The following is a 25,847-nucleotide window of genomic DNA, read 5'->3' as shown; positions in this document are numbered from 1 at the left end:
TGCATCGGCCAGAAACAGAAATGGTTCCTCCTGCGCCTGACCGGCTCGGAGGAGCGGGTGCGCATGGACCTGACCGGCAAGCCCGAGTTCGACGGCTGGCGCTGGGTCAGTTACTGGTATCCGCTGGGCCAGGTGGTGACCTTCAAGCGCGAGGTTTACCGGCGGGCCCTGAAAGAACTCGCCCCACGCCTGTTGGCGCGGGACTGACCACCGACCTAGAGCCGAGCCATGCTCAACGTGCTGCGTAAGATCGTCCAGGAAGTGAATGCCGCCAAGGACCTCAAGACGGCGTTGGGCATCATCGTGTTGCGGGTCAAGGAGGCCATGGGCAGCCACGTCTGCTCGGTCTACCTGCTCGACCCGGACACAAACCGATTCGTGCTGATGGCCACCGAGGGCCTCAACAAGCGTTCCATCGGCAAGGTCAGCATGGCGCCGAACGAAGGCCTGGTCGGCCTGGTCGGCACCCGCGAAGAACCGCTCAACCTGGAAAACGCCTCCGATCACCCGCGCTACCGCTACTTCGCCGAGACCGGCGAGGAGCGCTATGCCTCCTTCCTCGGCGCGCCGATCATCCACCATCGCCGGGTGATGGGCGTTCTGGTGATCCAGCAGAAGGAAAACCGCCAGTTCGACGAGGGCGAGGAAGCCTTCCTGGTGACCATGAGCGCGCAGCTCGCCGGCGTCATCGCCCACGCCGAGGCCACCGGTTCGATCCGTGGCCTGGGCCGCCAGGGCAAGGGCATCCAGGAGGCGCGCTTCGTCGGCGTGCCCGGAGCGCCTGGCGCGGCGGTCGGTACCGCGGTGGTGGTGCTGCCGCCGGCGGACCTCGAGGTGGTGCCGGACAAACCGATCAAGGACATCGAAGCCGAGGTCGAGCGCTTCAAGGCGGCGCTCGAGGGCGTGCGCCAGGACATGCGCGAGCTCTCCAGCAAGCTCGCCAGCCAGCTGCGCAAGGAAGAGCGCGCGCTGTTCGACGTCTACCTGATGATGCTCGACGACGCCTCCATCGGCCTGGAAGTGAAGCGCGTGATCCGCACCGGACAGTGGGCCCAGGGCGCGCTGCGCCAGGTGGTGATGGAGCATGTCAAACGCTTCGAGCTGATGGACGACCACTACTTGCGCGAGCGCGCCTCCGACGTGCGTGACATCGGCCGCCGCCTGCTCGCCTACCTGCAGGAAGAGCGCAAGCAGAACCTGGTCTACGACGACAACACCATCCTGGTCAGCGAGGAATTGTCGCCGGCGATGCTCGGCGAAGTGCCGCAGGGCAAGCTGGTCGGCCTGGTCTCGGTGCAGGGCTCGGGCAACTCCCACGTGGCGATCCTCGCCCGCGCCATGGGCATTCCCACGGTGATGGGCGTGGTCGACCTGCCGTACTCCAAGGTCGACGGCATCCAGCTGATCGTCGACGGCTACCACGGCGAGGTCTTCACCAACCCCAGCGAAATCCTCCGCCGGCAGTACGCCGAGGTGGTCGAGGAAGAGCGCCAGCTGACCCAGGGCCTGGACGCCCTGCGCGCCCTGCCGTGCGAGACGCTGGACGGTCATCGCATGCCGCTGTGGGTCAACACCGGCCTGCTCGCCGACGTGGTGCGGGCGCAGGAGCGCGGCGCCGAGGGCGTCGGCCTGTACCGCAGTGAAGTGCCGTTCATGAACGGCCAGCGCTTCCCCAGCGAGAAGGAACAGCTGGCGATCTACCGCGAGCAGCTCGCCGCCTTCCACCCGCTGCCGGTGACCATGCGTACCCTGGACATCGGCGGCGACAAGGCGTTGTCGTATTTCCCGATCAAGGAAAGCAACCCGTTCCTGGGCTGGCGCGGCATCCGCGTCACCCTCGATCATCCGGAAATCTTCCTGGTCCAAGCGCGCGCCATGCTCAAGGCCAGCGAAGGGCTGAACAACCTGCGCATCCTGCTGCCGATGATTTCCGGCATCCACGAACTGGAAGAGGCGCTGCACCTGATCCACCGCGCCTGGGGTGAGGTGCGCGACGAGGGTACCGACGTGCCGCTGCCGCCGGTGGGCGTGATGATCGAGATCCCCGCGGCGGTCTACCAGACCCGCGATCTGGCACGCCAGGTGGACTTCCTTTCGGTCGGCTCCAACGACCTGACCCAGTATCTGCTGGCGGTGGACCGCAACAACCCGCGGGTCGCCGACCTCTACGACTACCTGCACCCCGCGGTGTTGCAGGCGCTGCAGCACGTGGTCCGCGACGCGCATGCCGAAGGCAAGCCGGTGAGCATCTGCGGCGAGATGGCCGGCGATCCTTCCGCCGCCGTACTGCTGCTGGCGATGGGTTTCGACAGCCTGTCGATGAACGCCACCAACCTGCCCAAGGTGAAGTGGCTGCTGCGGCAGATCAGCCTGAGCAAGGCGAAGGAATTGCTGACGCAGCTGATGACCATCGACAACCCGCAGGTCATCCACAGCACGCTGCACCTGGCGTTGCGCAACCTCGGCCTGGGCCGCGTGATCAACCCGGCGGCCAGCGTCCAATCCTGAGTCGGCCGGCGCCTCGCCGCCGTTTCCGCAGGTTTTCGCGCCGGCGCCGCTGCCGGATGTTCGCGGCGCGCGTTGGCCGGCTGCCGAGTCTTGCTTTACAGTTCATGTCACGACTCGTCATGACGCGTACCCGATGAACTCCAAGACGCCCGCCCAGCTGATTCCCCATTCGCCGGTACCACTGTACACCCAGCTCAAGGAGCTGCTGCGCGCGCAGATTCTCGACGGGGTGTTCGCGCCGCATACGCGGATGTCTTCGGAAAGCGAGCTAGGCGAGGCCTACGGGGTCAGCCGCATCACCGTGCGCCAGGCGCTGGGCGACCTGCAGAAGGAAGGGCTGATCTTCAAGATCCACGGCAAGGGCACGTTCGTCGCCAAGCCCAAGGCGGTGCAGAACGTCAGCACCTTGCAGGGCCTTTCGGAAGCGATGTCGGCCTCCGGCCACGAGGTGCTCAACCGCATGCTCAGCCAGCGCTTCGTGCCGGCCGGGCGGCTGGTGGCGGAGCGCCTGGGCGTGGAGGAGAGCGCCACGGTCTGCGAGATCAAGCGGGTGCGGCTGATCAACCGCGAGCCGGTATCGCTGGAGGTCACCTACCTGAGCCAGGCGCTTGGCGAGCGGCTGCAGAAGGCCGACCTGGTTACCCGTGACATCTTCCTGATCCTGGAGAACGATTGCGGCGTGCCGCTGGGCCACGCCGACCTGGCCATCGACGCGATCCTCGCCGACGCCGAGCTGGCCAAGGCGCTGCAGGTGTCGGTGGATGCGCCGATCATGCGCATCGAACGCCTGACCCATGCCGCCGACGGCACGCCGCTGGATTTCGAGTTCCTCTACTACCGCGGCGATGCCTTCCAGTACCGCCTGCGCGTCGACCGCTAGTTTCCTTTCGGCAGTCCCGAGACCGTCCACGGACGGTCTCTTCGTTTCTGCCGCTGGCCGGCGCCGGCACTTGTCCTACTTGTCGCATCGATCCGCGCGCGGCCTGCGCCGCGCTGGAACCCGCCCGCTCCGCTCGCACCAGCGGAGGGCGCAGCGGCGTGCCGCAACGGCCCGTAGGCCTGAGCCTGCCTCCGTCAAATAATCCTTGAGAAACAAGCGGCTATACCCCTGCTGCGACCAAGTGGCACGGCCAATGCACCCGTATTTGAAGCCGTTATGGCTTGTTAGTACAAGTTGCCCGGACTACAGGTGCACAACCATGAACAACCGTAAAAGCCTGATCGTGTCATGCGTGTTCGCTTCATTGTCGATGCTGGGCAACCCAGCGCTCGCCGAAACTATCCGTATCGGCATCGGCCACCAGAGCATGGTGACCAATACGGTCTCCGGCGGCGTGGTCCTGGAGAAACTCAAGCTGATCGAGAAATACCTGCCCAAGGACGGCAAGTATGTGGATGCCGACTACAAGATCGATTTCAAGGATTACGATTCCGGCCCGCCGATCACCAACCAGATGCTCGCCGGCAAGCTCGACTTCGGCGTGATGGGCGATTACCCGCTGATCGTCAACGGCGCCAAGTTCCAGGAAACCGGCAAGTTGCAAACGCGCCTGGTCGGCATCACCGGCTACAACCGCCGCGGCACCGGCAACGGCATCGTGGTACCGACCGGTTCGTCGGCGCAGAGCCTCGCCGATCTCGCCGGCAAGTCGATTTCCACGCCGGTCGGCAGCGCCGCCTGGGGCATGACGCTCAAAGCCCTGCGCGACGCCAAGCTGTTCGACCAGGTGACGATCATCAACCAGGCGCCGCCGGTGGGCGCGGCGAACATCGCCGCCGGCAAGATCGACGCGCATGCCGACTTCTGCCCGTGGTCGGAAATCATGGAGTTTCGCGGCACCGGACGGAAGATCTTCGACGGCAGCGAGGCGGGCATTCCCACCTTCCACGGCATCGTCGTGCGCGAGGATTACGCGAAGAAATACCCGGAGGTGGTCGAGGCGGTGCTGCGCGCCACGCTGGAGGCGCAGCGCTGGATCCAGGCCGATCCGGTACGCGCGGCGACCCAGGTTGCCGAGTGGACCGGCGTCGACAAGGAGGTGCTCTATCTCTACTTCAGCGCGGGCGGCATCACCACGATGGACGCCAGCATCAAGCCGGCCTGGGTCGAGGCGCTGAAGTACGACCACGCGCTGCTGCAGAAGGAGAAGCAGATTCCCGACCTCGACTTCGCCCAGTGGATCGACGACAGCTACCTGAAGAAGGCCTACGCCGCCGCTGGCCAGGATTACCCGGCGGCACTGCAGGCGATGGTCGAGCCGATCCCCGGCAACCCGGCGCTCAAGCCGGCGGAAATCTGGTTCGCCGACGCCGGCGTGGTCGGTTACGACAGCGTCGCAGCGATGCTCGAGGCCTATAAGCAGGCCGGCGCGGCGGGCAAGAAGGTCAACGCCAGCTACGTCTACGACAAGCCGAGCGGGATCAAGCTGTTCGGCAAGTCGGCCTACCTGGTGCAGGACGCTTCCGGCGCGGTGGTCGCCTTTCGCAAGAAGGTGGATTCCGAACAGTACGTTGCCCAGTCCGGAGGCAAGCCGCTGACGTTGGCGGCCTTCGCCGACGCCAAGGTGGCCGCCGCCGACTGAATCTGCAGCGGACGAGCGGGACGCCAGATCCCGCCGCCGACCCGCAATGCCTTGTACGCGGCTCGCAGAGCCCGTGCCCCGTGTAGCCGCGAGGTGTGTGATGAGTGTGAAACCCAGTCCCGTCTTCAAGCCGGTGGAGGCGCCGAGTGTGCCCGTTCACGAGGTACCGCCGGCCGCCGTGCTGGCGGTCGCCAGCGCCCCGCGACGCAAGGTGCCGCCGCGGGTCCGGCGTTACCTGGTGCGCAGCCTGGCGCTGCTGGTGGCGCTGCTGCTCTGGCAGCTGGCGTCGAGCACCGGCTTCGAGCTGTTCGTCAAATTCGAGAACGTGCCGACCCCGGTCGCGGTCTGGCAGGCGCTGCTGGTGGAACTGTCCAGCGGCGAGTTCTACCTGCACATCCTGCACAGCCTGCAGCGTATCGGTATCGCCTTCGCCCTGGCGGCGGTGCTCGGCGTTTCCCTCGGCATCGCCATGGGCCGTTCGCCGCTGGCCGAGGACATCATCCTGCCGTACATCGAGCTGCTCCGGCCGATCCCGGCGGTGGCGTGGATTCCGCTGGCGATCCTGATGATGCCCAGCGAGGAGTCGAGCATCATCTTCATCACCTTCCTCGGCGCGTTGTTCCCGGTGGTGCTGAACACCTGTCAGGGCGTCGAGCAGAGTTCCAAGCTGCTGGTGCGCGCCGCGCGCAGCCTCGGCGCCAGTCGCACGGCGATCCTCTGGCATGTGGTGATTCCCGGCGCCATGCCGAGCATCGTCACCGGCCTGGCGGTGGGCATGGGCGTCGCCTGGTTCTCGCTGCTGGCGGGGGAAATCATCAGCGGGCAGTACGGCATCGGCTACTTCACCTGGGCCTCCTACACCCTCATCGAGTACCCCAAGATCATCATCGGCATGCTCGCCATCGGCGGCCTCGGCACGCTCTGCACGCTGCTCGTGCGGCTGGCCTGCTCGCCGCTGCTGCGCTGGCAGAAGCGCGGAGGGCACTGAGTGGACGCACCTTCGGCAAGCCCCGCCCCGTCGCCCGTGGAGGATCAGGACATGAACAGCGCCACCCAGCTCAACCGTCTCGCCGTGCTCGACCACAGTCGCCTGGCGCGCAGCCAGGAAGGCAGCAGTCGCAAGGGCCACATCAGCGTTCGCAACGTGCAGGTGGAGTTCGGCAGCGATGCCGGGCGCCGCGTGGCGGTGCAGGACGCCAACCTGGAGATTCGCCCCGGCGAGTTCGTCTGCCTGCTGGGACCGTCCGGTTGTGGCAAGTCGACCCTGCTCAACGCGGTCGCCGGCTTCGTCGAGCCCTGCGCCGGCGAGTTGCGCGTCGACGGCCAGCGGGTGAAGGGCCCCGGGCCCGAGCGCGGCATGGTGTTCCAGCAGCATTCGCTGTTCCCCTGGAAGACGGTCAAGGAGAACGTCGCCTTCGGGCCGCTGATGGCGGGCGTCGGCAAGTTCGAGGCGGATCAGGTGGGGCGCACCTTCCTCGGGCTGGTCGGCCTCTCGGCCTACGAGGATGCCTTTCCCGAGACCTTGTCCGGCGGCATGCAGCAGCGCGTCGGCATCGCCCGCGCGCTGGCCAACTACCCCAGCGTGCTGCTGATGGACGAGCCGTTCGGCGCGCTGGACGCGCAGACGCGGATCATGATGCAGGAGAACCTGCTGGACATCTGGAGCGAGTTCCACAACACCGTGCTGTTCGTCACCCACGACATCGACGAGGCGGTGTTCCTCTCCGACCGCATCGTGGTGATGAGCGCAAGTCCGGGGCGGATCATCGCCGACATCCCGGTCAGGCTGCCGCGACCGCGCAGCCAGGACCTGCTCACCGAGCCGGCGTTCATCGCCCTGAAGCGCGAATGCCTGGCGCTGATCCGCCAGGAAACCCTGCGCGCCTTCGAGCAGCAGAACGCCAGGCGCTGAGGCTTTTTGAACGCCCGTCGGCGCTGCGACGGGCGGTTCATCGGGAGCGGATCGGACGTTGACAACCGGATCACTAGTTTATAACTTGTCATAACAAGTAGGGAGGAGCCGATATGAACCTTGCCGTAGCGACCCTCAACCCGAGTGACTCGCCGCAGCCGTTGTATGCGCAGATTCGCGATCAACTACGCCGGCAGATTCTCGAGGGCGGTTACGCCGCGCATCAGCAACTGCCCTCGGAAAAGAGCCTGATGGGCGCCTTCGGCGTCAGCCGCATCACCGTTCGCCAGGCACTCAGTGACCTGCACAGCGAAGGCCTGGTGTTCAGCGCCCAGGGCAAGGGCACCTACGTCAGCCGGCCGAAGGCAGTGCAGAACATCCAGCGCCTGCAGGGCTTCGGCGAGGCGATGGCGGCGCAGGGCTACGCGGCGAGTGCGCGTCTGCTCGGTTTCCAGGAGCGCCGGCCACCGCGTGCGGTGAGCGAGGCGCTGGGCCTGGCCACGGGCGAGGAGGTGATCGAGGTGACCCGCGTGCGCTACCTCAACCAGCAGGCGGTGTGCGTCGAGAGCAGCTACTTCCCGCTCGCCATCGGTCGCCGGCTGTTCGGCCTCGACCTGTCCGGCGACATCTTCCCGCTGCTGGAGAAGCGCCTCGGCATCGCGCTGGGCGCGGCGGACATCGGCCTGGAGTCGGTGCGTTGCGACGAAGCCGCGCAGCGCCACCTGAACCTGGGCGCCGACGAGCCGATCCTGCGCGTCGAGCGCCTCACCCTCGACCGCAATGGCCGGCCGATCGATTTCGAATACCTCCGCTTTCGCGGCGATTCCTTCAAGTACCAGTTCCGCGTCGAGCGGAAATAGGAGGCAGCATGCAGATTCAAGACATCCCCGTGATCGACACCGACGTGCTGGTGATCGGTGGCGGCACGGCCGGCCCGATGGCCGCGGTGACCGTCAAGGAGCAGGACCCGAACCTCAGGGTGATCCTGCTGGAAAAGGCCAACGTGAAGCGCTCCGGGGCGATTTCCATGGGCATGGACGGGCTCAACAACGCCGTGGTGCCCGGCCACGCGACGCCCGAGCAGTACGTGCGCGAAATCACCATCGCCAACGACGGCATCGTCCACCAGCCGGCGATCATGGCCTACGCGCAGCGCTCGTTCCCGATGATCGAGAAGCTCGACTCCTGGGGCGTGCACTTCCAGAAGGACGAGACCGGCGACTACGACATGAAGAAGGTCCACCACCTCGGCACCTACGTGCTGCCGATGCCGGAGGGCCACAACGTCAAGAAGATCCTCTACCGTCGCCTGCGCCGGGTACGCGTGGAAATCGAGAACCGCTACCAGGCGACGCGCCTGCTGAAGGACGCCGAAGGCCGGATCGCCGGCATGGTCGGGGTGAATACCCGCACCGGCGAGCCGATCATCATCCGCGCCAAGGCGGTGATCATGGCCACCGGCGCCGCCGGGCGCATCGGCCTGCCGACCTCGGGCTACCTGTTCGGCACCTACGAGAACCCGGCCAACTCCGGCGACGGCCATGCGATGGCCTACCACGTCGGGGCAGACCTGGCGAACCTCGAGTGCTTCCAGATCAACCCGCTGATCAAGGACTACAACGGCCCGGCCTGCGCCTACGTCACCGGCCCGCTCGGCGGCTACACGACGAACGCGGCGGGCGAGCGTTTCATCGAGTGCGACTACTGGTCCGGGCAGATGATGCTGGAGTTCTTCAAGGAGCTGGAATCGGGCAGCGGCCCGGTGTTCCTCAAGCTCGACCACCTTGCCGAGGAAACCATCCAGGAAATCGAGACGGTGCTGCACACCAACGAGCGCCCCAGCCGCGGGCGCTTCCACGACGGCCGGCAGACCAACTACCGGCAGAAGATGGTGGAGATGCACATCTCCGAAGTCGGCTTCTGCAGCGGGCATTCCGCCTCGGGCGTGTGGACCGACGAGACCGGCGCCACCACCGTGCCGGGCCTCTACGGCGCCGGCGACATGGCCTCGGTGGCGCACAGCTACATGCTCGGGGCGTTCGTCTACGGGCAGATCTGCGGCGAGAACGCGGCGGCCTTCGCCAGGGACCGCGCCGAACCGCAGCTGGACGAAGCCTACATCGCCGCCGAGCTGGCGCGGATTCGCGCACCACTGGCGCGCACCGACGGCATTCCGCCCGAGCAGATGGAATACAAGGTCCGCCGCCTGGTGAACGACTACCTGCAGCCGCCCAAGGTCACCCGCAAGATGGAGATCGGCCTGGAGCGGATCCTCGCCGTGCGCGAGGACGTGGACAAGCTGGTCGCCCGCGACCCGCACGAGCTGCTGCGCGCGCTGGAGGTCCAGTCGATCATCGACTGCGCCGAGATGGCCGCCCGCGCCTCGCTGTACCGCACGGAGTCGCGCTGGGGCCTCTATCACTACCGCGTCGACTTCCCCGAGCAGGACAACGCCGAGTGGTTCTACCACAGCCGCCTGTTCAAGGACGCCAACGGCAACATGGCCCACGGCAAGCGCCCGATCGCCGACTACGTGGTCGAGCTGGGCGAGGAAAAGGACGCCTACAACCGCTTGCGGGTCAAGAAAGCCGCCAACGGCTGACCATCCATGACGCGGGAACGGGCCGTGCCGGTCCCGCGCGACAGAACCATTGCCTGAGTGCGAGGAGAGTTTCATGCCATTGGCCAACCATACATCCAGCGTCCCGGTGATCGTCGACGAAGACAAGTGCATCGCCGACAAGGGCTGCCGCGTCTGCATCGAGGTCTGTCCGCTGGACGTCCTGTGGATCAACGAAGAGACCGGCAAGGCGCACATGAAGTACGACGAGTGCTGGTACTGCATGCCGTGCGAGGCCGACTGCCCGACGGACGCCGTGAAAGTGAACATTCCCTACCTGCTGAGCTGATCAGCGCAGCCGCGCATGCCGGAGAACCTTATGAAGCAATATGACGATCCCGAACTGCAGCGCCTGGCCGGCGAGCTGGCCTCCGACGATCCGGAGATTCGCCGGGTCGCGGTGCTCGATCTGGTCGACAGCGGCGAGCCCGAAGCGGCCGAGTTGCTGATCCTGGCGCTGAAGGACCCCGATCCCTCGGTTCGCCAGGAGGCGGCGAAGGTGGTCGACGAGTTCGACGCGGCGGAGATCGCCGACGCGCTGCTCGCCGCGCTGGGCGACGACGATGAAGTGGTGCGCAACGCCGCGGCCCACGCACTCTCCGATCTCAAGGACCCGGCGGCCGCCACGCCGCTGCTGGCCGCATTGAGCGCGAGCAGCGCGCCATTCGTGACCGCCGGCATCCTGCGGGCGCTGAAGGCCTTGCGCGACCCCCGCAGCCAGGGCCCGGCGCTGGAGTGCCTGGGCCATGCCGACCCGCAGGTGCGCCGCGAGGCGGTGGCGGTGCTCGGCTGGCTGCGCCAGTTGCAGAACCTGCCCGCGCTGATGGAGCGCGCCCACGGCGATGCCGATCCGGAGGTGCGTCGCGCCGCCGCCGGTGCGCTGGTGTACGCCGAGGCCGGGCAGGTCGGGCCGATGCTCATCCAGATCCTGCGCGACGAGCACTGGCAGGTGCGCATCGAGGCGGCGGTGAGCATCGGCAAGCTGAACTACCGGGACGGCGTTCCCGCCCTGGTCAAGGCGACCGAGGATGAGTTCTGGCAGGTGCGCGAGAAAGCCGTCGACAGCCTCGGCAGGCTGGCGGCGGTGCCGGCGATTCCCGCCATCGGCGCGTGCAGCCATGACCCGATGCCGAACCTGCGCAAGGCCGCCATCGGCGCGCTGGGCACGATTGCCCACGCGGACGGGCGGCCCTACGTGGAGGCGGCGATGGACGACGCCGACCCGGACGTTCGCAAACTGGCGCGCTGGGCCATGTCCAAGCTCGACGCCGCGGCCTGAACCCCGTCTCCCGCGGCGCACCCGGCGCCGCGTGGCCCGACCTTCCTGCTGGAGAAACACGCCATGACCTACGTGGTGACGGAAAACTGCATCCGCTGCAAATACACCGACTGCGTCGAAGTGTGCCCGGCGGACTGCTTTCACGAGGGGCCGAACTTCCTCGTGATCAACCCGGAAACCTGCATCGACTGTTCGCTGTGCGCGCCGGAGTGCCCGGCCGACGCGATCTTCGCCGACAACGCGCTGCCGGCCGGGCAGGCGCATTTCCTTCAGCTCAACATCGAGCTGGCCGAGGTCTGGCCGGTGATCGCCCGCTCCAAGTCGCCGCTCGGCGAGGCCGAGGACTGGGTCGACCGGGGCGACAAGCTGCAGTACCTGGAGCGCTAGGCCGTGGCCGCGTTCGACCTGAATCGATGGCGGCGTGCGCTTCTGCTGCTGGTGCTGATCGGCGCCGCCACCCAGGGCAGCGCCCGCCCGCTGGATATCGACACGGCGGTCCTGCGTCCGCCCGAAGTCGCCGCGCTGATCCTGCCCGACTGGCAGGCCCTGGCCCCCGTTCACTATGCGCGGCTGTAGCGCCGCTGGAGGAGTCCCCATGTCCGCACAGATCGCCGCGCCACTGGAAGTACGCCTCAACCGCCGCGAGCGCCACCTGCAACTGACCTGGCCGGACGGCGCGGTCAGCCGGTTGAGCTGCCTGATGCTGCGCCGCTGTTGCGCCTGCTCCAGTTGTACCCAGGCGCGACGCGGTGAGCAGCTGCGCCTGCTGGATGCCGGTCTCGGCCTGGAGCGCGTCGAGCTGTTCGGCGTCAGTGGCCTGCAACTGCACTTCAGCGACGGCCACTCGCGCGGCGTCTACCCGTGGCGCTACCTGCGCGAGCTGGGCGAGGGCGCCTGAGATCCGTCTCACCCGAAACGCCTCGTTTCATTCACCCAACCGCCTGCGGGCGATGCACTCCGGAGAGCCTGCATGGCAGCCATCGGTACCGAAAGCGTTCTCAGCGTCCATCACTGGAACGACTCCCTGTTCAGCTTCAAGACCACCCGCGACCCCGCGCTGCGCTTCGAGAACGGCCATTTCGTGATGATCGGCCTTGGCGTCGAAGGGCGCCCGCTGATGCGCGCCTACAGCATCGTCAGTGCCAATCACGACGAGCACCTGGAGTTCCTCAGCATCAAGGTGCCGGACGGCCCGCTGACCTCGCGCCTGCAGCACCTCAAGGAAGGCGATCCGATCTTCATCAGTCGCAAACCGGTCGGCACCCTGGTGATGCACGACCTGCGCCCCGGCCGGAACCTCTTCCTGTTCGGCAGCGGCACCGGGCTGGCGCCGTTCATGAGCATCATCCGCGACCCCGAGGCCTACGAGCGTTTCGAGCGGATCGTGCTGGTGCACAGCGTGCGCACGATCAGCGAACTGGCCTACCACGACTACATCAGCCACGAACTGCCCGAGCACGAATTCCTCGGCGAGGAGGTCCGCGCCAAGCTGGTTTACTACCCGACAGTGACCCGCGAGGCGTTCCGCAACCAGGGTCGCATCACCACGCTGATCGACAACGGCAAGCTCTGCGACGACATCGGCTTGCCGCCGCTCAACCCGCAGAGCGACCGGGTGATGCTCTGCGGCAGCCCGGCGATGCTCGACGAGCTGACGCGGATGCTCGATGCGCGCGGTTTCGAGGCCTCGCCACAGCAGGGCGAACCGGGCGACTACGTGATCGAGCGGGCGTTCGTCGAGAAGTGAGCAGGGACGCTCAGCCCGCGGGCAACTGCAGGCGGGTTTCGCCGAGGGCGCGGCCGCTTTCGCCGAAGCGGCGCTCGACGAGTTCGCGGCGGCCCTGGGCGTCGGCGATCAGCACCGTGCTGGCGCGGGTGCCGTAGGTCGCGCTGGCGATGAACGGGCTCGACAGCAGGCGCTCCATGGCGAGGCCGATGCCGGTGTCCGGCAGGGCCTCGTCGGACGCGGGCGCGGCGTCGTGCAGCAGCTGCAGCAGCATCGACGGGGTGGGCGCTTCCAGGCATTCGGCAAGGCCCGCGCGGGTTCGCTGCAGCTTCGGCCAGGGGGTGTCGAGGTCGGCGTTGGACAGGCCGTAGACGCCCGCCGGCAGCCGCCCGATCCGCCCGGCGCGGGAGTTGAGGTGCCACAGCTGCGCGCCGTCGCCGAGCAGCAGGTTGAAGCCGGCGTAGTCGGCGATTCGCTCGCGCAGCCGTTCCAGATAGCGTTCGGCGTCCAGGCTGCCGCGCAGGAAATCGGCCACCAGCTCGCCGCGCGATCGGTCGCCCGGCGCCTGCTGCGGATCGCGGATGTTGGTCAGCGCGGCGAAGCGATTGGCCGGGCCGACGCCGAGCCAGGTGCCGCCGGCCTGCAGGTCGCGCCCGGCGAACACGCCGGGACAATCGGCCCATTCGCCCAGGGCCTGGGTCGGGCGCCTGTAGAACTCGTCGCGGTTGGCGGCGACGATCAGCGGCAGTTCGTGGCCCGGCCGCCAGGCGAAAACGATCAGGCACATGGCGCACCGCTCCCGCTGCCGGGTCGACGGTAGAAAGCGTTCATCCGTTGTTCTCCTTGTTTCCCCCACTCTACGGAAAGCCCCGGGGCGCTGCCAACCTCGCCGGTGGAGTGGCGGCGGGGCTTCCGCTACCATGCCGGTTCGTTTTCGGAGACCTCGATGGAATTCCTCCTCTACCTCGTGCTGGGCGCCTGCGCCGGCGTGCTTGCCGGGCTGTTCGGCGTCGGGGGCGGCCTGATCATCGTGCCGGTGCTGGTCTACAGCTTCACAGCCCACGGCTTCCCCGTCGAAGTGCTGACCCAGATGGCGGTCGGCACCTCGCTGGCGACCATCTGCTTCACCTCGATCAACGCGATCCGCGAGCACCACAAGCGCGGCGCGGTGCGCTGGCCGGTGTTCGTCTGGATGACCGTCGGCATCGTCGTCGGCAGCGGCCTCGGCGCCTTGACCGCGGCGCACATCCACGGCCCGATCCTGCAGAAGATCATCGGCAGCTTCGCCGTGCTGGTGTCGATCCAGATGGCCCTGGACATTCGTCCCAAGGCCAGCAAGGACCTGCCCGGAAAGCCCGGGCTGACGGTCGCCGGCGTGGTGATCGGCTGGGCCTCGGCGATCTTCGGCATCGGCGGCGGCTCGCTGACCGTGCCCTTCCTGTCCTGGCGCAGCGTGCCGATGCAGCAGGCAGTGGCCACCTCGTCGGCCTGCGGGCTGCCGATCGCGCTGTCCGGCGCGGCTTCGTTCATCTTGGTCGGCTGGGGCAATGCGCAGCTGCCGGAATACAGTTTCGGTTTCGTCTACCTGCCGGCGCTGCTCGGCATCGCCGTCGCCAGCATGTTCTTCGCCCGCTTCGGCGCGCGGCTGGCACACCGGCTGTCGCCGAAGGTGCTCAAGCGCCTGTTTGCCCTGCTGCTGTTCAGCGTCGGGCTGAGTTTCCTGATCTAAGGAGTCGCAATGCTGCCTTACCCGCAAATCGACCCGGTGGCGCTGGCCATCGGTCCGCTGAAAATCCACTGGTACGGCCTGATGTACCTGATCGGCATCGGCAGCGCCTGGTGGCTGGCGTCGCGCCGGCTGAGCCGCTTCGAACCGAGCTGGAACAACGAGAAGCTCTCCGACCTGGTGTTCTGGACGGCCATGGGGGTGATCCTCGGCGGGCGCCTCGGCTACGTGCTGTTCTACGACCTGGCCGCCTACATGGACAACCCGCTGCTGATCTTCGAGGTGTGGAAGGGCGGCATGTCGTTCCACGGCGGCCTGCTCGGCGTGATGCTGGCGACCTGGTGGTTCGGCAAGCGCAACGGCAAGAGCTTCTTCGAGCTGATGGATTTCATCGCGCCCTTCGTGCCGATCGGCCTGGGCGCCGGGCGCATCGGCAACTTCATCAACGCCGAGCTGTGGGGCAAGGCCAGCGACGTGCCCTGGGCGATGATCTTCCCCACCGACCCGGCGCAACTGCCGCGGCACCCCTCGCAGCTCTACCAGTTCGCCCTCGAGGGCGTGGCGCTGTTCCTGATCCTCTGGGTCTACTCGCGCAAGCCGCGGCCGACCATGGCGGTCTCCGGGCTGTTCGCGCTGTGCTACGGGATCTTCCGCTTCATCGTCGAATTCGTCCGCGTACCGGACGCCCAGCTCGGCTACCTGGCCTTCGGCTGGCTGACCATGGGCCAGGTGCTGTGCATGCCGATGATCCTCGGCGGTCTCGGCCTGATGGTCTGGGCCTATCGCCGGCAGCCGCAGCCGGCCTGATCCATCCGCGCCGGCGGGCATCGGTCGCTATCCACTTGAGGCGAGCCCGCCCGGCTCTTACCATGCTGCATCCATCCGCGCCGGCATGACCGGCCCGCACGAGCTCCGCGATGAAACAGTACCTCGACCTGATGCGCCACGTGCGCGACCACGGCACCTTCAAGAGCGATCGCACCGGTACCGGCACCTACAGCGTGTTCGGCTATCAGATGCGCTTCGACCTGGGCGCCGGCTTCCCGCTGGTAACCACCAAGAAGTGCCACCTGAAGTCGATCATCCACGAGCTGCTGTGGTTTCTGCAGGGCGACACCAACATCCGTTACCTGAAGGAAAACGGCGTGCGCATCTGGGACGAGTGGGCCGACGAGAACGGCGATCTCGGCCCGGTCTACGGCTACCAGTGGCGCAACTGGCCGGCGCCCAACGGCGAGGCGATCGACCAGATCGCCAAGCTGGTGGCGATGCTCAGGAGCAACCCGGATTCGCGCCGGCTGATCGTCTCCGCCTGGAACCCGGCGCTGGTCGACCAGATGGCGCTGCCGCCGTGCCACGCGCTGTTCCAGTTCTACGTCGCCGACGGCAAGCTCAGCTGCCAGCTCTACCAGCGTTCGGCCGACATCTTCCTCGGCGTGCCCTTCAACATCGCCAGCTACGCGCTGCTGACGCTGATGCTGGCGCAGGTCGCCGGGTTGCAGCCGGGCGATTTCGTCTGGACCGGCGGCGACTGCCACCTCTACGCCAACCACCTCGAACAGGCCGACTTGCAGCTCGCCCGCGAGCCGCTGGCGCTGCCGACGATGAAGCTCAACCCCGAGGTGAAGGACCTGTTCGCCTTCCGCTTCGAGGACTTCGAGTTGCAGAACTACGAGGCGTATCCCCACATCAAGGCGCCCGTCGCGGTCTAAGCGTCCCGGTTGTCGCGGCGCTCAACCGCAGGCTGCGGTGGGCGGGGGCCTAGCCTGGCGCAGCCCGGCAGGTAAACCGGGGATCGGCTCCGATTCCCACCGCAAAGCGCTCGACACGTCGTGCGCTTTCGCGTCGCCTTTTGGTTTCTGCACCCTGCTGTTTGCTTTCCCCGCCCAAATCACCCGCCGTGCATCCGTCGCGCCAGCTGGCTGTTGCCGATCGCTGCGAGCCGCTGTTCGTGCCGATTTGCGGGCAGGCTATGCCGCCTTCGTGGGCCTCGGGTACTCAGCGAGGGGTCAGGGCGCCGGCGGGAAGTTTGCGGTAGAGGGTGCGGACGCTGACTCCCAGGGTTTTCGCCATGGCGCCAAGGTCGCCGTTGAGCTGCGCGAGCAGCCAGCTCAGATAACGCTGTTCCAGCGTGTCCAGGTCCACCGCTTCGTTCAGGGTAAAGCCTTGGGTAGCGGGCCCGGTGAGAGGCGGTTCGTCGCCGTCCAGCAGGTCCGCGAGCGTGATGTTCTCGCCGTCGGCCATCAGGGTGGCGCGTTCGATGAGGTTGCGCAGCTCGCGGATGTTGCCGCTGTAGCGACGCGCGCTGAGCCAGGCCATGGCTTGTGCGGTGAAAGGGCGTCCCGGGCGGCGGTCGACCCGACTGAGCAGCGAGCTGGCCAGTAGCGGGATGTCCTCGGCCCTTTCGTGCAGGGCGGGGGTGTGGATCGGGAAGGTGTTGAGGCGAAAGTAGAGGTCGCGTCGAAAGGTCTCGGCCTCCACCATGGCGCGCAGGTCGCGGTGGGTCGCCGCGATCAGGCGGAAGTCGGCGGGACGGCTATCCAGTCCGCCGACCCGGCGAAAGGTGCCGCTTTCCAGCAGGCGCAGCAGCTTCACCTGCAGGGTCAGGGGGAGCTCGCCGATTTCATCGAGAAACAGCGTGCCGCCGGCAGCCGCTTCCACCAGGCCCTGTTTGCGATGGGTAGCGCCGGTGAAGGCGCCCTTTTCATAGCCGAACAGTTCGCTCTCGAACAGGGTTTCGGTCAGCCCGGCGCAATCGACGACGACGAAGGGGCTGTCGCGGCGGTCGCTGGCCTCGTGAAGCGCGCGCGCCACCAGCTCCTTGCCGGTCCCGGTTTCCCCCAGCAGCAGGACCGAGGTGCTGGCGCTGGCGACACGCAACATGCGCTCCAGCATCCTGACGAACGCCGGCGAGCGTCCCACCAGGCCTCGGGCGGCGGTCTGGCTGCTGGCCTGGCGCACCACGCGCAGGGTCTCCACGAAGTAGCTGATGCGCCCGTCCTCGTCGCGGATCGGACTCAACTCGACGTCGACGTGCTCCTCGCCGCGGGCCGTGTGGTGCAGATGCAGGACGCGCTGGGCGGTGCCGCTCTCCTGGCAGCGGCTCAACGGGCAGGCTTCCCCCGCCTGATCACAGGGCACGTCATAGTGGTGTGACACGGCATAGCAGGTGCGCCCCAGTGGGCTGCTGGCGGAGCCGAACTCTTGGATGTATGCGCGGTTGGCGCCGACGATGCGGAATTCGCCATCCATGACGATGCGGGGTTCGGGCAGGCCGTCGAGGAAGGAGACCAGCTCGGGCAGCGAATAGGAGTCCATGGGACACCTTTGACAGATATGTCAAAGCAGTTTGCCATATCTGGCGAGCGGCTGTCGCAAGGGCAGGTCGCCGCTTCCCGCGTCCGGCCTCAAATGCCCGGAATTCGCGCCCTGGCAAGGCGTTGATGCCGATGGCACGGCTCTTGTACTGCGTCCTGGGGGAAGCAGGACCCTGGAGCCGAGATGAACGTAGACCTTCCATCCACGCCGCCGTTGGCTCGTGAGTTGTTCCTGATCGTGCTGCTCAAGCTGGTACTGCTCGGCCTGATCTGGTGGGCGTGCTTTGCACACCAGCCTCGGATCAAGGGCGAAGCGCTCGCCGAGGGGCTGCTCAGCAGGGTTTCTGCTTCCTCTTCCGTCGCCTCACACCCTCCGAGGAACCCCTGACCATGCTCACCGATGAACTGGTGGACCTCTCGCGGCTGCAATTCGCCGTTACGGCCATGTACCACTTCCTATTCGTTCCACTGACCCTGGGTTTGGCGTTCATTCTGGTGATCATGGAGGCCTGTTACGTGCTTACCGGCCGCCAGGTCTACAAGGACATGACGCAGTTCTGGGGCAAGCTGTTCGGTATCAACTTCGCGCTGGGAGTGACCACCGGCATCACCATGGAGTTTCAGTTCGGCACCAACTGGGCTTACTACTCGCACTACGTCGGCGACATCTTTGGCGCACCGCTGGCCATCGAAGGGCTGATGGCGTTCTTCCTGGAATCGACCTTCATCGGCTTGTTCTTTTTCGGCTGGGACCGCCTGTCACGCGGCAAGCACTTGTTGGTGACCTTCCTCATGGCGTTGGGCTCGAACCTCTCGGCCTTGTGGATTCTCATCGCCAACGGCTGGATGCAGGACCCGGTGGGCTCGGTGTTCAGCGATGTGACCATGCGCATGGAGCTGGTGGACTTCTGGGCCGTGGTGTTCAACCCCACCGCGCAGGCGAAGTTCGTGCATACCGTGTCGGCGGGCTATGTCACCGCCTCGGTGTTCGTCCTGGCGATATCCAGTTACTACCTGCTCAAGGGGCGCGACCTCGACTTTGCCCGTCGCTCGTTCCGGGTGGCGGCGGCGTTCGGCTTCGCTTCTGCCTGCTCGGTGATCGTCCTGGGCGACGAGTCGGGCTACACGGTCAGCGCGTCGCAACAGACCAAGCTCGCAGCCATGGAAGGCATGTGGCAGACCCTCCCGGCGCCCGCGCCCTTCACACTGTTTGCCCTGCCCGACGACCAGGCGCGACAGAACCGCTACGCACTGGAGATTCCCTGGGTGATGGGGCTGATCGGCACCCGCTCGCTGAGCCAGGAAATCCCCGGTATCCGCGAGATCGAGGCGCAAAACCGCGAACGTATCGCTTCGGGCGCCGTCGCCGTGCAGGCCTTGGCGGTATTGCGAAGTCGTAAGGCCAGCGAACAGGCCAAGGCCCAGGCGCGGATACCGTTCGAGGCGCACAAGGCCGATCTCGGCTTTGGCCTCCTGCTGCAGCGCTATACCAGCGACTACAGCCAGGTGCCCCCCGATCTGATTGCCCAGGCCGCCCGCGACACCATCCCGAAAGTAGCGCCGATGTTCTGGAGCTTTCGCCTGATGGTGCTGCTGGGCTTCGCCTTCTTCGCCCTGTTCGGCCTGGCGCTCTACTTCAGCCTGAAGAACAGCTTCATGCACAAGACGTGGCTGCTGCGCTGGGCGCTTTGGTTCCTGCCCACGCCCTGGCTGGCCTGTGAGCTGGGCTGGTTCGTCGCCGAATACGGCAGACAGCCCTGGACCATCTATGGGGTGCTGCCGACGCACCTGTCGGTGTCCAGCCTGACGCCGGCCAGCCTGTATGGCTCGCTGGGCGGATTTGTCGGTTTCTACACGCTGCTGCTGGGGGTGGAGATGTACCTGATGATCAAGTTCGCCCGCCTCGGCCCTGCGTGTCTCGGCAGCGGACGATACGGCGCCTCTGCGGTGCCGTCCGGTGCGCTTGCCCGTCCCGTGGATATTTGAGGACTACGCGATGCTCGACTACATGACCTTGAAACTCGTCTGGTGGGTGCTGGTAGGGGTACTGCTGGTGGGCTTCGTCATCATGGATGGCCACGACATGGGGGTCGGCACGTTGCTTCCCTTCGTCGGCCGCAGCGACCCGGAGCGACGCGTGGTGATCAACACCGTGGGGCCGCACTGGGACGGCAATCAGGTGTGGTTTATCACCGCCGGCGGGGCGATCTTCGCCGCCTGGCCATTGGTGTACGCCACGGCCTTCTCGGGCTTTTACTGGGCCATGCTGGCGGTGCTGTGGTCGCTGTTCTTTCGCCCGGTAGGCTTCGACTACCGCTCGAAAATCAGCGATCCGCGCTGGCGCAGCACTTGGGACTGGGGGCTGTTCATTGGCGGTGCGGTGCCTCCTCTGATCTTCGGTGTGGCCTTCGGCAACCTGCTTCAGGGAGTGCCCTTTCACTTCGACGACAACCTGCGCTCCACCTATACCGGTACGTTCTGGGCCCTGCTCAATCCCTTCGCGCTGCTATGCGGCCTGCTGAGCACGGCGATGATCACTGCCCACGGCGGCCATTACCTGATGCTGCGCAGCGAGGGCGCGGTTTATCAGCGTGCCCGTCGCGCTGCCATGGGTTTTGCGGGTTTGGCACTGGTGTGCTTCGTCGCTGGGGGGCTTTGGGTTCAGCTGCTGCCAGGGCATGTCATCACCATCGCCGCATCCCCCAACGCGCTGCCCGATCCGCTGGCGAAAACAGTGGCGCTGGTTCCGGGTGGCTGGCTGAACAACTTCCGCCAGGCTCCGGTGCTCTGGGGCGTACCGGGGTTGGGGATAGGGGCGTTGGCGCTGGGGTTCGCCATGGCCTTGCTGAATCGCCCGGGCCTGGCCTTCGTGGCCTCGGCGCTGGCCATGACGGGCGTCATCGGTACTGCCGGGGTGGCGTTGTTCCCCTTCATTCTGCCGTCGTCCACCGACCCTTCTTCCGGTCTGACGGCCTGGGATGCGGTGTCCTCGCACTTCACCCTGGGCCTGATGCTGGGCGCCACGCTGATCTTCATGCCGCTCGTCGTGCTGTACACCGGTTGGGCGTACCGGGTGATGGCCGGCAAGGTGACGCTGGAGTTCATCCGCCAGCACGACAGGAGTGCCTATTGAGGAGGCTGCCATGCGACTGATCGGCGTTAGCAGCCAGGATGGGCGCACCGTGACCGGCCATGCCGGACGTTGCCGACGATTCTTTCTATTCGGAGACCGGGGCGGGCCGATGATGGGCACCTTGGAACTGACCTCCGGCCAAGTGCTGCATCGTGGCCCTCCGGGCGCCGATCACCCGCTCGGACGGATCAAGGTACTGGTGACGGCCGGGATGCGCCCGGCCCTGCAGAAGTCGTTGGCCAGCTGCGGAATCGATGTATTCATCACCGACGAGCAGTCGCCGGAGCTGGCCGTGCGCCGGTTCCTCGAAGGCGCGCCGTCACTCCCCTGTCTCGACGGTCGCCGCTGAGGCGACGCGTCGATCCAATGAGGTAATGGTCATGTGGTATTTCGCCTGGATTCTCGGCCTTGGTCTGGCCTTGCTGCTGTCGGTTCTTGCCAATCTGTACGGCGACGCCCGGGAAGCGCGCGCCGTCGTCCGTGAGGGCGACGACTAGCGCGCCAGCTGCGCCGAAAGGGCGGCTACCTGCTCCGCCCGCTCGGGCTGGTGCAGCGCGGCGCCGGCGTTGAGGCTCGACCAGCGGGGGTGCGCCCGCGCCTTGCGCAGCGGTTCGGGCAGATCGCCCTGGCGCCATGCCGGGTCCTGCTGCAGATCGAGGCGGATGGCCTGTTGGGCGGCGTGGCCGCGACGAGCCAGGGCGTCGAGCAATTGCCGCTGACGCAGCGCCAGCAGCCGCAGTACGGCGTCGTCCAGGGTGAGTTCACGCTGGCCGCGGAGCTTGCCCAGCAAGCGCTGGCCATAATGACGCGCAGTCTGAGCTCCGCCACCGGCGAGGGCGCCGACCAAGGCGGCGGCGCCAAGGGTGAGGCCGCCCACCAGCAAATCGACACCGGCGCCAGCCGCCGCGCCAGCCGCCACGCCACTCCCCAGGTTGACGCTCAGCTGTTTCAGCGTCTCCGGGTTGAACAGGTCGTCACCCCAACGGCCGTCGAGCAGGGGTAAATCCGTGACGTCGGCCGTTCCGCGGTCGAACGCATACAGGCGCAGCAGGGCATCGACGCACTGTTGTTCGCGGCGCCGCACGTCTTCATGCAGTGCCATGACCGCGGACCTTGCCACGTCGGGTTCAGTCGCCACCTGACGCCGGCAGGCGGCGATATCCACCAGCAACTCGGCGATCAACCGATGGCCGTCTTCCTGTCGCGCCCGGGCCTGCGCCTCGTGATCGGCGATCAGGCGCTCCAGCTGCGGGCGCGAGCGCTCCACCAGCAGCGCCAGGCTTTCGTACAGGCGCCGCTCGCCATCCAGCGGCGGCGCCACGCTGTCGAAGCGCACCAGCGCGTGCAGCCCGAGCCGCGCCAGCGCCTCGCGCCAGTCGTCCTCGCGGGTGGCCGGGCTGGCGATGAAGTTGAGCACCGGCAACAGCGGCTTGCCGCAGCCAGCGAGCACCGCCAGCTCGTCGCGGTACTTGGCCAGTACCGGTTCGCGGGCGTCGATCACGTAAAGGCCGGCGTCCGAGGCGAGCAGTTGACGCAGCACCTTGGCCTCCTGCTCGAAACGCTGGCGCGCTTCGCTGCCATCGAGAAAGCGCGCCAGCCGCGCCGGACCGTCGAGGCGCTCGCCGGGCCGCTCGCTGCGCTCGAGGTGATCGAGCAGGGCGATGGCGTCCTCCAGGCCGGGCGTGTCGTACAGCTCGAGCAACGCATCGCCGTCCACCGACAGCCGCGCGCCTTCGACGTGGCGGGTGGTGCTCGGCCGGTGCGAGACCTCGCCGAAGCCGATGTCGCGGGTCAGGGTGCGCAGCAGCGAGGTCTTGCCGACGTTGGTGTGGCCGACCACGGCGAGCTTCAGCGGGGCGCTCATCGGTGCTCAGCCTTGTTCGGGAGGCGCGGGTGGATGAAAACGGCGTCATCCCCCCTAGGTTCGGTCGGCTCAGCCATGGCCTGTCTCCAGCCAGCCCAGCGGCGCATCGCCGTGCTTCAGGCCGAGCGCATCCAGCGCCTGGTGCCAGTCGCCCAGGCGGGCGCCGTCCAGCGCCTCGCCGGGGAGCGGCGCGAGCAGCCAGATACGCGTGGCCGCGGCGCAGCGCGACAGTTCGCCGATCAGCGCCAGGGTGCCGCGGTCGGGCGAGCGGCGCGGGTCACAGGCGATGGCCAGGCGCGCTGGCGCGAAGCGGCTGAGCTGATCGAGCAGGCGATTGCGCTGTTCGCGGCTGTCGAGGATGCCGGCATCGGCGACGCCCGCGGGCAGCGCCGGCGGCCAGGGGCGGCGGTCGTCCAGCTCGATGGCCACCAGCAGCGCGCCCTGGCCGTCGCCGATCAGCGCCCCGGCCCTGTGTTCGGGCAGCGACGCCGGAGCCGCATCGGCCACGCCGAGGCGTTCGCTGGTCGGCTGCAGGCGCTCGCGTAGCACCTGGTAGCCCGGCAGCGCGAGGTCCAGCGCCAGGCGCCGCGTGCCGGTCTTCCAGCGCCACAGGCAAAACAGCGTCAGCAGCAGGCGCGGCAGCAGGCCGTAGACCAGCAGCACGCCGAGCAGCCAGCCGGCCCAGGCCTGCCGCGCGCCTTCGTCGACCAGCGCCTGGGCGCCGCTGGCGCGGATCGCCGCGGCGTCCGGCACGCTCAGGCCGAGCAACGCGGGCAGGGCGCCGAGGGCCTGGGTCAGGGCGACGAAGGTGTCACCGGCGAGGATGGTGGTCTCCCAGACGAAGCCGTAGCGGCGGGTGGCGAACAGCATCAGCAGGGTCACGGCGGCGGTCGCCAATAGCAGCGTCCACAGCCCGTGCACCAGCAGGCCGAGGCCCCAGCGGCTCAGACGCTGGCGGCGCAGCAGGATCAGCAGCGCCGGCAGCAGGTGTGCGGCCTGGGCGTCGCGGGCGAGTTTTTCGCTGAGCCACAGCCACAGCCGTCCGAGCGCGCCACCGCCGCCGTTGCCGAACGCCGACGCCAGCGCCCAGCCGAGCAGGGTGATCAGGTTCAGGCCGAGCAGGCTACCCAGCGCCCAGGACACGTTGACCGGCCGCAGGCCGTCGCCCAGTGCGGCGACGGCGAGGCTCGCGCCGCTGACCAGAGCCAGCAGGCCCAGCAGCAACAGCGCCAGCCGCGCGCCCTGTCGCCAGTGCAGCAGGGCGGCGCGCTGGCCGTCGCGTTCGGCCAGGAGCAGGGCGCGGGCCTCGATGCGCGCGCCCAGCTCGCCGCCGGCGGCGTTCGCCCGGCGGTTGGCTTCGGCGTCTTCCAGCGGGCCGCCGTGTTCTTCGCGCAGGCGCACGGCTTCGGTCAGCCAGAGGCGGTCGAGGGGAGCGATCGGGGGCAGGGCGGTATCGGGCACGCGGCGGCTCGTCTGACGGATTGATCCCGAGGATAACCGCTTGACGCCCCGGCTTCACCCGCGCGGCTTCATTCGCCGACGTCGAGCCGTTATCCTCCACGGATGAATACGACCCGGCTACCCCTCGCCCTGATCGCCGCCCTCGCGCAGAACCGCGTGATCGGCCTCAACAACAAGATGCCCTGGCACCTGCCGGCGGATCTCAAGCACTTCAAGGCCATGACCCTCGGCAAACCGGTGATCATGGGCCGCAAGACCTGGGATTCCCTCGGCCGCCCGCTGCCGGGGCGCCTCAACCTGGTGGTCAGCCGCCAGCCCAACCTGATGCTGGACGGCGCCGAGGTCTTTCCGACCCTGGAACAGGCGCTCCTGCGCGCCGAGCAGTGGGCGCGCGAGCAGGGTGTCGACGAGCTGATGCTGATCGGCGGCGCGCAGCTCTATGGGCAGGCGCTGGATCAGGCGGAGCGGCTGTACCTCACGCGCATCGCCGCCAGCCCCGAGGGCGACGCCTTCTTCCCTGCGTTCGATGAGGCGCAGTGGGCGCGCGTCTCCAGCGTCGAGCATCCGGCCGAGGGCGAGGCGCCGGGTTATGCGTTCGAGGGGTGGGTCAGGCGCTGAGGTGAGTGGTGCGCGCGGCGCACCCTACTGCCTTGAGGTGGCGCACGAAGCGTTCGTAGGGTGCGCCGTGCGCACCGCCAGCACCGAAATCAGGGCAGCAGCGTCTTCAACTCGGCGCTGACCGCCGAACCGTCGATGTGCAGGTAGGCGATGCCGATCGGCAGCTTGAAGCGACGCGGACCGGCGCTGCCCGGGTTCACGTAGAGCACGCCGTCGCGCAGCTCCTGCCGCGGGACGTGGGAATGTCCGCTGACCACCACGTCGATGCCTTCCGCGACCGGGTCGAGGTCGAGTGCCTTGAGGTCATGCAGGACATAGACGCAGACGCGTCCGAAGCGGATCAGCAGGCGCTCGGGAATGTCCGCGGCCCATTCCTGGTCTTCATCGTTATTGCCGCGGATCGCCGAGAGAGGCGCTATCCTCTCCAGCTCGACGAGAATCCCGGGATTGCCGATGTCGCCCGCGTGGATCAGATGATCGCACTGCTTCAGAGCCTCCAGCGCTTCGTCGCGCAACAGGCCGTGGGTATCCGAAATCAGTCCGATCTTCATCACTACCCTTGTGCAGAAATGATCGCGAAGGGCCATCTTCGCACAGCGTCCGGCAGAAAACAGGGATCTTCGGCGAATTGGCCTGATCTGTTGTCGTTCCAGGTTCGCCGCGGGCGAACAGGCTCCGCCAGGCGCCCGCGCGGGCATGGCGGATACACGCTGACTATCGAAAGGATCTACCGATGAGCACGCTCGTTCGCCTCTGCGCCCTGTCTTCGCTGCTGCTGCTCGCCAGCCCCCTGCTGGCGGCGCAGAGCTGTACCGACAAGGAACATGAGCTCCAGCAGAAGCTCGACGAGGCGCGCCAGCAGGGCGACAGCGCGCGGATCGACGGGCTTTCCACGGCCCTCGATCAGGTCCGCGAGCGTTGCACCGAAGAGAGTCGGGCTGCCGACCGCAAGGATCGTATCGCCGCCAAGCAGGCCGAGGTGTCGAAGCGCGAGGCCGACCTGCGCGACGCCCAGCGTGACGGCGACCCGAAGAAGATTGCCAAGCGCGAGCGCAAGTTGCGTGAGGCCCGTGAGGAATTGATGCGCGAGTAACGCGCGCC

28 protein-coding genes and 1 pseudogene are annotated in these 25,847 nt (G+C 67.4%); 24 read left to right on the top strand and 5 right to left on the bottom strand.

Translation table 11 applies throughout. The annotated features are described in order from the left end of the window. The 14 genes and pseudogenes from B3E91_RS20410 to B3E91_RS20345 form a co-directional block, all read left to right on the top strand. Nucleotides 1-207: pseudogene (locus tag B3E91_RS20410) on the top strand (RNA pyrophosphohydrolase); the annotation flags it as partial. A gap of 21 nt (nt 208-228) precedes the next feature. Continuing rightward, entirely contained in the window at nt 229-2,508 is a 2,280-nt protein-coding gene (gene ptsP / locus B3E91_RS20405; protein ID WP_090224255.1) for a phosphoenolpyruvate--protein phosphotransferase, read from the top strand. A 133-nt stretch (nt 2,509-2,641) separates the two neighbouring features. Next, nucleotides 2,642-3,388 carry a GntR family transcriptional regulator gene (locus tag B3E91_RS20400; protein WP_287031181.1) on the top strand — a complete coding sequence of 249 codons (747 nt, stop codon included), beginning with the start codon at nt 2,642-2,644 and terminating at the stop codon, nt 3,386-3,388. A gap of 319 nt (nt 3,389-3,707) precedes the next feature. After that, the gene (locus tag B3E91_RS20395) at nt 3,708-5,090 is read left to right on the top strand and encodes an ABC transporter substrate-binding protein (protein ID WP_287031180.1); all 1,383 of its coding nucleotides are present in this window, start codon (nt 3,708-3,710) and stop codon (nt 5,088-5,090) included. Between the two features lie 100 nt (nt 5,091-5,190). Then, nucleotides 5,191-6,078, top strand: coding sequence for an ABC transporter permease (locus tag B3E91_RS20390; protein WP_414708315.1), 888 nt, complete (start codon nt 5,191-5,193; stop codon nt 6,076-6,078). A gap of 51 nt (nt 6,079-6,129) precedes the next feature. Next, on the top strand, nt 6,130-7,002 hold the full coding sequence (locus B3E91_RS20385; RefSeq protein ID WP_273234043.1) for an ABC transporter ATP-binding protein: 873 nt from the start codon (nt 6,130-6,132) through the stop codon (nt 7,000-7,002). 113 nt (nt 7,003-7,115) lie between these two features. Beyond that, on the top strand, nt 7,116-7,862 hold the full coding sequence (locus tag B3E91_RS20380; RefSeq protein WP_287031179.1) for a GntR family transcriptional regulator: 747 nt from the start codon (nt 7,116-7,118) through the stop codon (nt 7,860-7,862). An 8-nt stretch (nt 7,863-7,870) separates the two neighbouring features. Then, nucleotides 7,871-9,604: a fumarate reductase/succinate dehydrogenase flavoprotein subunit gene (locus tag B3E91_RS20375; protein WP_090224245.1), complete on the top strand. Its 1,734-nt coding sequence runs from the start codon at nt 7,871-7,873 to the stop codon at nt 9,602-9,604. A gap of 73 nt (nt 9,605-9,677) precedes the next feature. After that, entirely contained in the window at nt 9,678-9,911 is a 234-nt protein-coding gene (locus B3E91_RS20370; protein ID WP_282339295.1) for a 4Fe-4S dicluster domain-containing protein, read from the top strand. A 30-nt stretch (nt 9,912-9,941) separates the two neighbouring features. After that, nucleotides 9,942-10,901 carry a HEAT repeat domain-containing protein gene (locus B3E91_RS20365; RefSeq protein ID WP_287031178.1) on the top strand — a complete coding sequence of 320 codons (960 nt, stop codon included), beginning with the start codon at nt 9,942-9,944 and terminating at the stop codon, nt 10,899-10,901. A 63-nt stretch (nt 10,902-10,964) separates the two neighbouring features. Continuing rightward, nucleotides 10,965-11,288: a ferredoxin FdxA gene (gene fdxA, locus B3E91_RS20360; RefSeq protein ID WP_287031177.1), complete on the top strand. Its 324-nt coding sequence runs from the start codon at nt 10,965-10,967 to the stop codon at nt 11,286-11,288. Between the two features lie 3 nt (nt 11,289-11,291). Continuing rightward, nucleotides 11,292-11,477, top strand: a complete 186-nt coding sequence (locus tag B3E91_RS20355) for a hypothetical protein (RefSeq protein ID WP_287031176.1) — start codon at nt 11,292-11,294, stop codon at nt 11,475-11,477. A gap of 19 nt (nt 11,478-11,496) precedes the next feature. After that, a complete protein-coding gene (locus B3E91_RS20350; RefSeq protein WP_282339299.1) occupies nt 11,497-11,799 on the top strand; it encodes a DUF971 domain-containing protein in 303 nt (100 codons plus the stop codon). Between the two features lie 72 nt (nt 11,800-11,871). Further along, on the top strand, nt 11,872-12,648 hold the full coding sequence (locus B3E91_RS20345) for a ferredoxin--NADP reductase (RefSeq protein WP_090224234.1): 777 nt from the start codon (nt 11,872-11,874) through the stop codon (nt 12,646-12,648). A 10-nt stretch (nt 12,649-12,658) separates the two neighbouring features. On the opposite strand, the gene B3E91_RS20340 is transcribed toward B3E91_RS20345, so the two are convergent. After that, nucleotides 12,659-13,414 carry an NRDE family protein gene (locus B3E91_RS20340; RefSeq protein ID WP_287031175.1) on the bottom strand — a complete coding sequence of 252 codons (756 nt, stop codon included), beginning with the start codon at nt 13,412-13,414 and terminating at the stop codon, nt 12,659-12,661. Between the two features lie 159 nt (nt 13,415-13,573). On the opposite strand from B3E91_RS20340, the gene B3E91_RS20335 reads away from it, so the two are divergent. The 3 genes from B3E91_RS20335 to B3E91_RS20325 all read left to right on the top strand — a co-directional run bounded on the left by B3E91_RS20335 (nt 13,574) and on the right by B3E91_RS20325 (nt 16,065). Next, the gene (locus B3E91_RS20335; RefSeq protein ID WP_282339302.1) at nt 13,574-14,356 is read left to right on the top strand and encodes a sulfite exporter TauE/SafE family protein; all 783 of its coding nucleotides are present in this window, start codon (nt 13,574-13,576) and stop codon (nt 14,354-14,356) included. A 9-nt stretch (nt 14,357-14,365) separates the two neighbouring features. Next, nucleotides 14,366-15,160: a prolipoprotein diacylglyceryl transferase gene (gene lgt, locus B3E91_RS20330; RefSeq protein WP_287031174.1), complete on the top strand. Its 795-nt coding sequence runs from the start codon at nt 14,366-14,368 to the stop codon at nt 15,158-15,160. Nucleotides 15,161-15,270: 110 nt separating this feature from the next. Beyond that, entirely contained in the window at nt 15,271-16,065 is a 795-nt protein-coding gene (locus tag B3E91_RS20325) for a thymidylate synthase (RefSeq protein WP_287031173.1), read from the top strand. A 286-nt stretch (nt 16,066-16,351) separates the two neighbouring features. On the opposite strand, the gene B3E91_RS20320 is transcribed toward B3E91_RS20325, so the two are convergent. After that, a complete protein-coding gene (locus tag B3E91_RS20320) occupies nt 16,352-17,671 on the bottom strand; it encodes a sigma-54 interaction domain-containing protein (RefSeq protein WP_287031172.1) in 1,320 nt (439 codons plus the stop codon). Nucleotides 17,672-17,854: 183 nt separating this feature from the next. On the opposite strand from B3E91_RS20320, the gene cydP reads away from it, so the two are divergent. Genes cydP through cydX form a run of 5 tightly spaced genes read left to right on the top strand, consistent with a single transcriptional unit; the run spans nt 17,855 to nt 21,300 of the window. Next, the gene (gene cydP / locus B3E91_RS20315) at nt 17,855-18,058 is read left to right on the top strand and encodes a cytochrome oxidase putative small subunit CydP (protein ID WP_090224222.1); all 204 of its coding nucleotides are present in this window, start codon (nt 17,855-17,857) and stop codon (nt 18,056-18,058) included. 2 nt (nt 18,059-18,060) lie between these two features. After that, nucleotides 18,061-19,656, top strand: coding sequence for a cytochrome ubiquinol oxidase subunit I (locus tag B3E91_RS20310; protein WP_287031171.1), 1,596 nt, complete (start codon nt 18,061-18,063; stop codon nt 19,654-19,656). 10 nt (nt 19,657-19,666) lie between these two features. After that, on the top strand, nt 19,667-20,803 hold the full coding sequence (cydB, locus tag B3E91_RS20305) for a cytochrome d ubiquinol oxidase subunit II (RefSeq protein WP_287031170.1): 1,137 nt from the start codon (nt 19,667-19,669) through the stop codon (nt 20,801-20,803). A gap of 10 nt (nt 20,804-20,813) precedes the next feature. Next, nucleotides 20,814-21,152: a NifB/NifX family molybdenum-iron cluster-binding protein gene (locus tag B3E91_RS20300; protein WP_287031169.1), complete on the top strand. Its 339-nt coding sequence runs from the start codon at nt 20,814-20,816 to the stop codon at nt 21,150-21,152. A gap of 31 nt (nt 21,153-21,183) precedes the next feature. Next, the gene (gene cydX, locus B3E91_RS20295) at nt 21,184-21,300 is read left to right on the top strand and encodes a cytochrome bd-I oxidase subunit CydX (RefSeq protein ID WP_273234066.1); all 117 of its coding nucleotides are present in this window, start codon (nt 21,184-21,186) and stop codon (nt 21,298-21,300) included. Here cydX and B3E91_RS20290 read toward each other — a convergent pair. Continuing rightward, on the bottom strand, nt 21,297-22,667 hold the full coding sequence (locus tag B3E91_RS20290; RefSeq protein WP_287031168.1) for a DUF3482 domain-containing protein: 1,371 nt from the start codon (nt 22,665-22,667) through the stop codon (nt 21,297-21,299). The genes cydX and B3E91_RS20290 overlap by 4 nt on opposite strands. A 69-nt stretch (nt 22,668-22,736) precedes the next feature. Further along, entirely contained in the window at nt 22,737-24,128 is a 1,392-nt protein-coding gene (locus B3E91_RS20285; RefSeq protein WP_287031167.1) for a DUF2868 domain-containing protein, read from the bottom strand. A gap of 102 nt (nt 24,129-24,230) precedes the next feature. On the opposite strand from B3E91_RS20285, the gene B3E91_RS20280 reads away from it, so the two are divergent. Continuing rightward, a complete protein-coding gene (locus B3E91_RS20280; RefSeq protein WP_287031166.1) occupies nt 24,231-24,746 on the top strand; it encodes a dihydrofolate reductase in 516 nt (171 codons plus the stop codon). 89 nt (nt 24,747-24,835) lie between these two features. Here B3E91_RS20280 and B3E91_RS20275 read toward each other — a convergent pair whose 3' ends face one another. Continuing rightward, complete coding sequence (locus B3E91_RS20275) at nt 24,836-25,297, bottom strand: metallophosphoesterase family protein (protein ID WP_286784744.1); 462 nt, start codon at nt 25,295-25,297, stop codon at nt 24,836-24,838. A 182-nt stretch (nt 25,298-25,479) separates the two neighbouring features. On the opposite strand from B3E91_RS20275, the gene B3E91_RS20270 reads away from it, so the two are divergent. Next, nucleotides 25,480-25,839 (top strand): DUF1090 domain-containing protein, encoded by a 360-nt coding sequence (locus tag B3E91_RS20270; RefSeq protein WP_287031165.1) that lies wholly within the window; start codon nt 25,480-25,482, stop codon nt 25,837-25,839. Nucleotides 25,840-25,847: the final 8 nt, after the last annotated feature.

It is taken from the genome of Pseudomonas sp. UBA6310, from assembly GCF_002438225.1.
Lineage (GTDB): Bacteria > Pseudomonadota > Gammaproteobacteria > Pseudomonadales > Pseudomonadaceae > Pseudomonas_O > Pseudomonas_O kuykendallii.
This window is presented reverse-complemented; position numbering and strand designations above follow the sequence as displayed.

What these genes read in the sequence shown, in the direction of transcription:
- B3E91_RS20310 (WP_287031171.1), top strand. Translation starts at nt 18,061, where the DNA reads ATGCTCACCGATGAACTGGTGGACCTCTCGCGGCTGCAATTCGCCGTT.
- B3E91_RS20345 (WP_090224234.1), top strand. Translation starts at nt 11,872, where the DNA reads ATGGCAGCCATCGGTACCGAAAGCGTTCTCAGCGTCCATCACTGGAAC.
- B3E91_RS20395 (WP_287031180.1), top strand. Translation starts at nt 3,708, where the DNA reads ATGAACAACCGTAAAAGCCTGATCGTGTCATGCGTGTTCGCTTCATTG.
- B3E91_RS20375 (WP_090224245.1), top strand. Translation starts at nt 7,871, where the DNA reads ATGCAGATTCAAGACATCCCCGTGATCGACACCGACGTGCTGGTGATC.
- B3E91_RS20320 (WP_287031172.1), bottom strand. Translation starts at nt 17,671, where the DNA reads ATGGACTCCTATTCGCTGCCCGAGCTGGTCTCCTTCCTCGACGGCCTG.
- B3E91_RS20370 (WP_282339295.1), top strand. Translation starts at nt 9,678, where the DNA reads ATGCCATTGGCCAACCATACATCCAGCGTCCCGGTGATCGTCGACGAA.
- B3E91_RS20400 (WP_287031181.1), top strand. Translation starts at nt 2,642, where the DNA reads ATGAACTCCAAGACGCCCGCCCAGCTGATTCCCCATTCGCCGGTACCA.
- cydB (WP_287031170.1), top strand. Translation starts at nt 19,667, where the DNA reads ATGCTCGACTACATGACCTTGAAACTCGTCTGGTGGGTGCTGGTAGGG.
- B3E91_RS20390 (WP_414708315.1), top strand. Translation starts at nt 5,191, where the DNA reads ATGAGTGTGAAACCCAGTCCCGTCTTCAAGCCGGTGGAGGCGCCGAGT.
- B3E91_RS20300 (WP_287031169.1), top strand. Translation starts at nt 20,814, where the DNA reads ATGCGACTGATCGGCGTTAGCAGCCAGGATGGGCGCACCGTGACCGGC.
- lgt (WP_287031174.1), top strand. Translation starts at nt 14,366, where the DNA reads ATGCTGCCTTACCCGCAAATCGACCCGGTGGCGCTGGCCATCGGTCCG.
- cydX (WP_273234066.1), top strand. Translation starts at nt 21,184, where the DNA reads ATGTGGTATTTCGCCTGGATTCTCGGCCTTGGTCTGGCCTTGCTGCTG.
- fdxA (WP_287031177.1), top strand. Translation starts at nt 10,965, where the DNA reads ATGACCTACGTGGTGACGGAAAACTGCATCCGCTGCAAATACACCGAC.
- cydP (WP_090224222.1), top strand. Translation starts at nt 17,855, where the DNA reads ATGAACGTAGACCTTCCATCCACGCCGCCGTTGGCTCGTGAGTTGTTC.
- B3E91_RS20275 (WP_286784744.1), bottom strand. Translation starts at nt 25,297, where the DNA reads ATGAAGATCGGACTGATTTCGGATACCCACGGCCTGTTGCGCGACGAA.
- B3E91_RS20270 (WP_287031165.1), top strand. Translation starts at nt 25,480, where the DNA reads ATGAGCACGCTCGTTCGCCTCTGCGCCCTGTCTTCGCTGCTGCTGCTC.
- ptsP (WP_090224255.1), top strand. Translation starts at nt 229, where the DNA reads ATGCTCAACGTGCTGCGTAAGATCGTCCAGGAAGTGAATGCCGCCAAG.
- B3E91_RS20280 (WP_287031166.1), top strand. Translation starts at nt 24,231, where the DNA reads ATGAATACGACCCGGCTACCCCTCGCCCTGATCGCCGCCCTCGCGCAG.
- B3E91_RS20335 (WP_282339302.1), top strand. Translation starts at nt 13,574, where the DNA reads ATGGAATTCCTCCTCTACCTCGTGCTGGGCGCCTGCGCCGGCGTGCTT.
- B3E91_RS20325 (WP_287031173.1), top strand. Translation starts at nt 15,271, where the DNA reads ATGAAACAGTACCTCGACCTGATGCGCCACGTGCGCGACCACGGCACC.
- B3E91_RS20385 (WP_273234043.1), top strand. Translation starts at nt 6,130, where the DNA reads ATGAACAGCGCCACCCAGCTCAACCGTCTCGCCGTGCTCGACCACAGT.
- B3E91_RS20365 (WP_287031178.1), top strand. Translation starts at nt 9,942, where the DNA reads ATGAAGCAATATGACGATCCCGAACTGCAGCGCCTGGCCGGCGAGCTG.
- B3E91_RS20340 (WP_287031175.1), bottom strand. Translation starts at nt 13,414, where the DNA reads ATGTGCCTGATCGTTTTCGCCTGGCGGCCGGGCCACGAACTGCCGCTG.
- B3E91_RS20350 (WP_282339299.1), top strand. Translation starts at nt 11,497, where the DNA reads ATGTCCGCACAGATCGCCGCGCCACTGGAAGTACGCCTCAACCGCCGC.
- B3E91_RS20380 (WP_287031179.1), top strand. Translation starts at nt 7,116, where the DNA reads ATGAACCTTGCCGTAGCGACCCTCAACCCGAGTGACTCGCCGCAGCCG.
- B3E91_RS20290 (WP_287031168.1), bottom strand. Translation starts at nt 22,667, where the DNA reads ATGAGCGCCCCGCTGAAGCTCGCCGTGGTCGGCCACACCAACGTCGGC.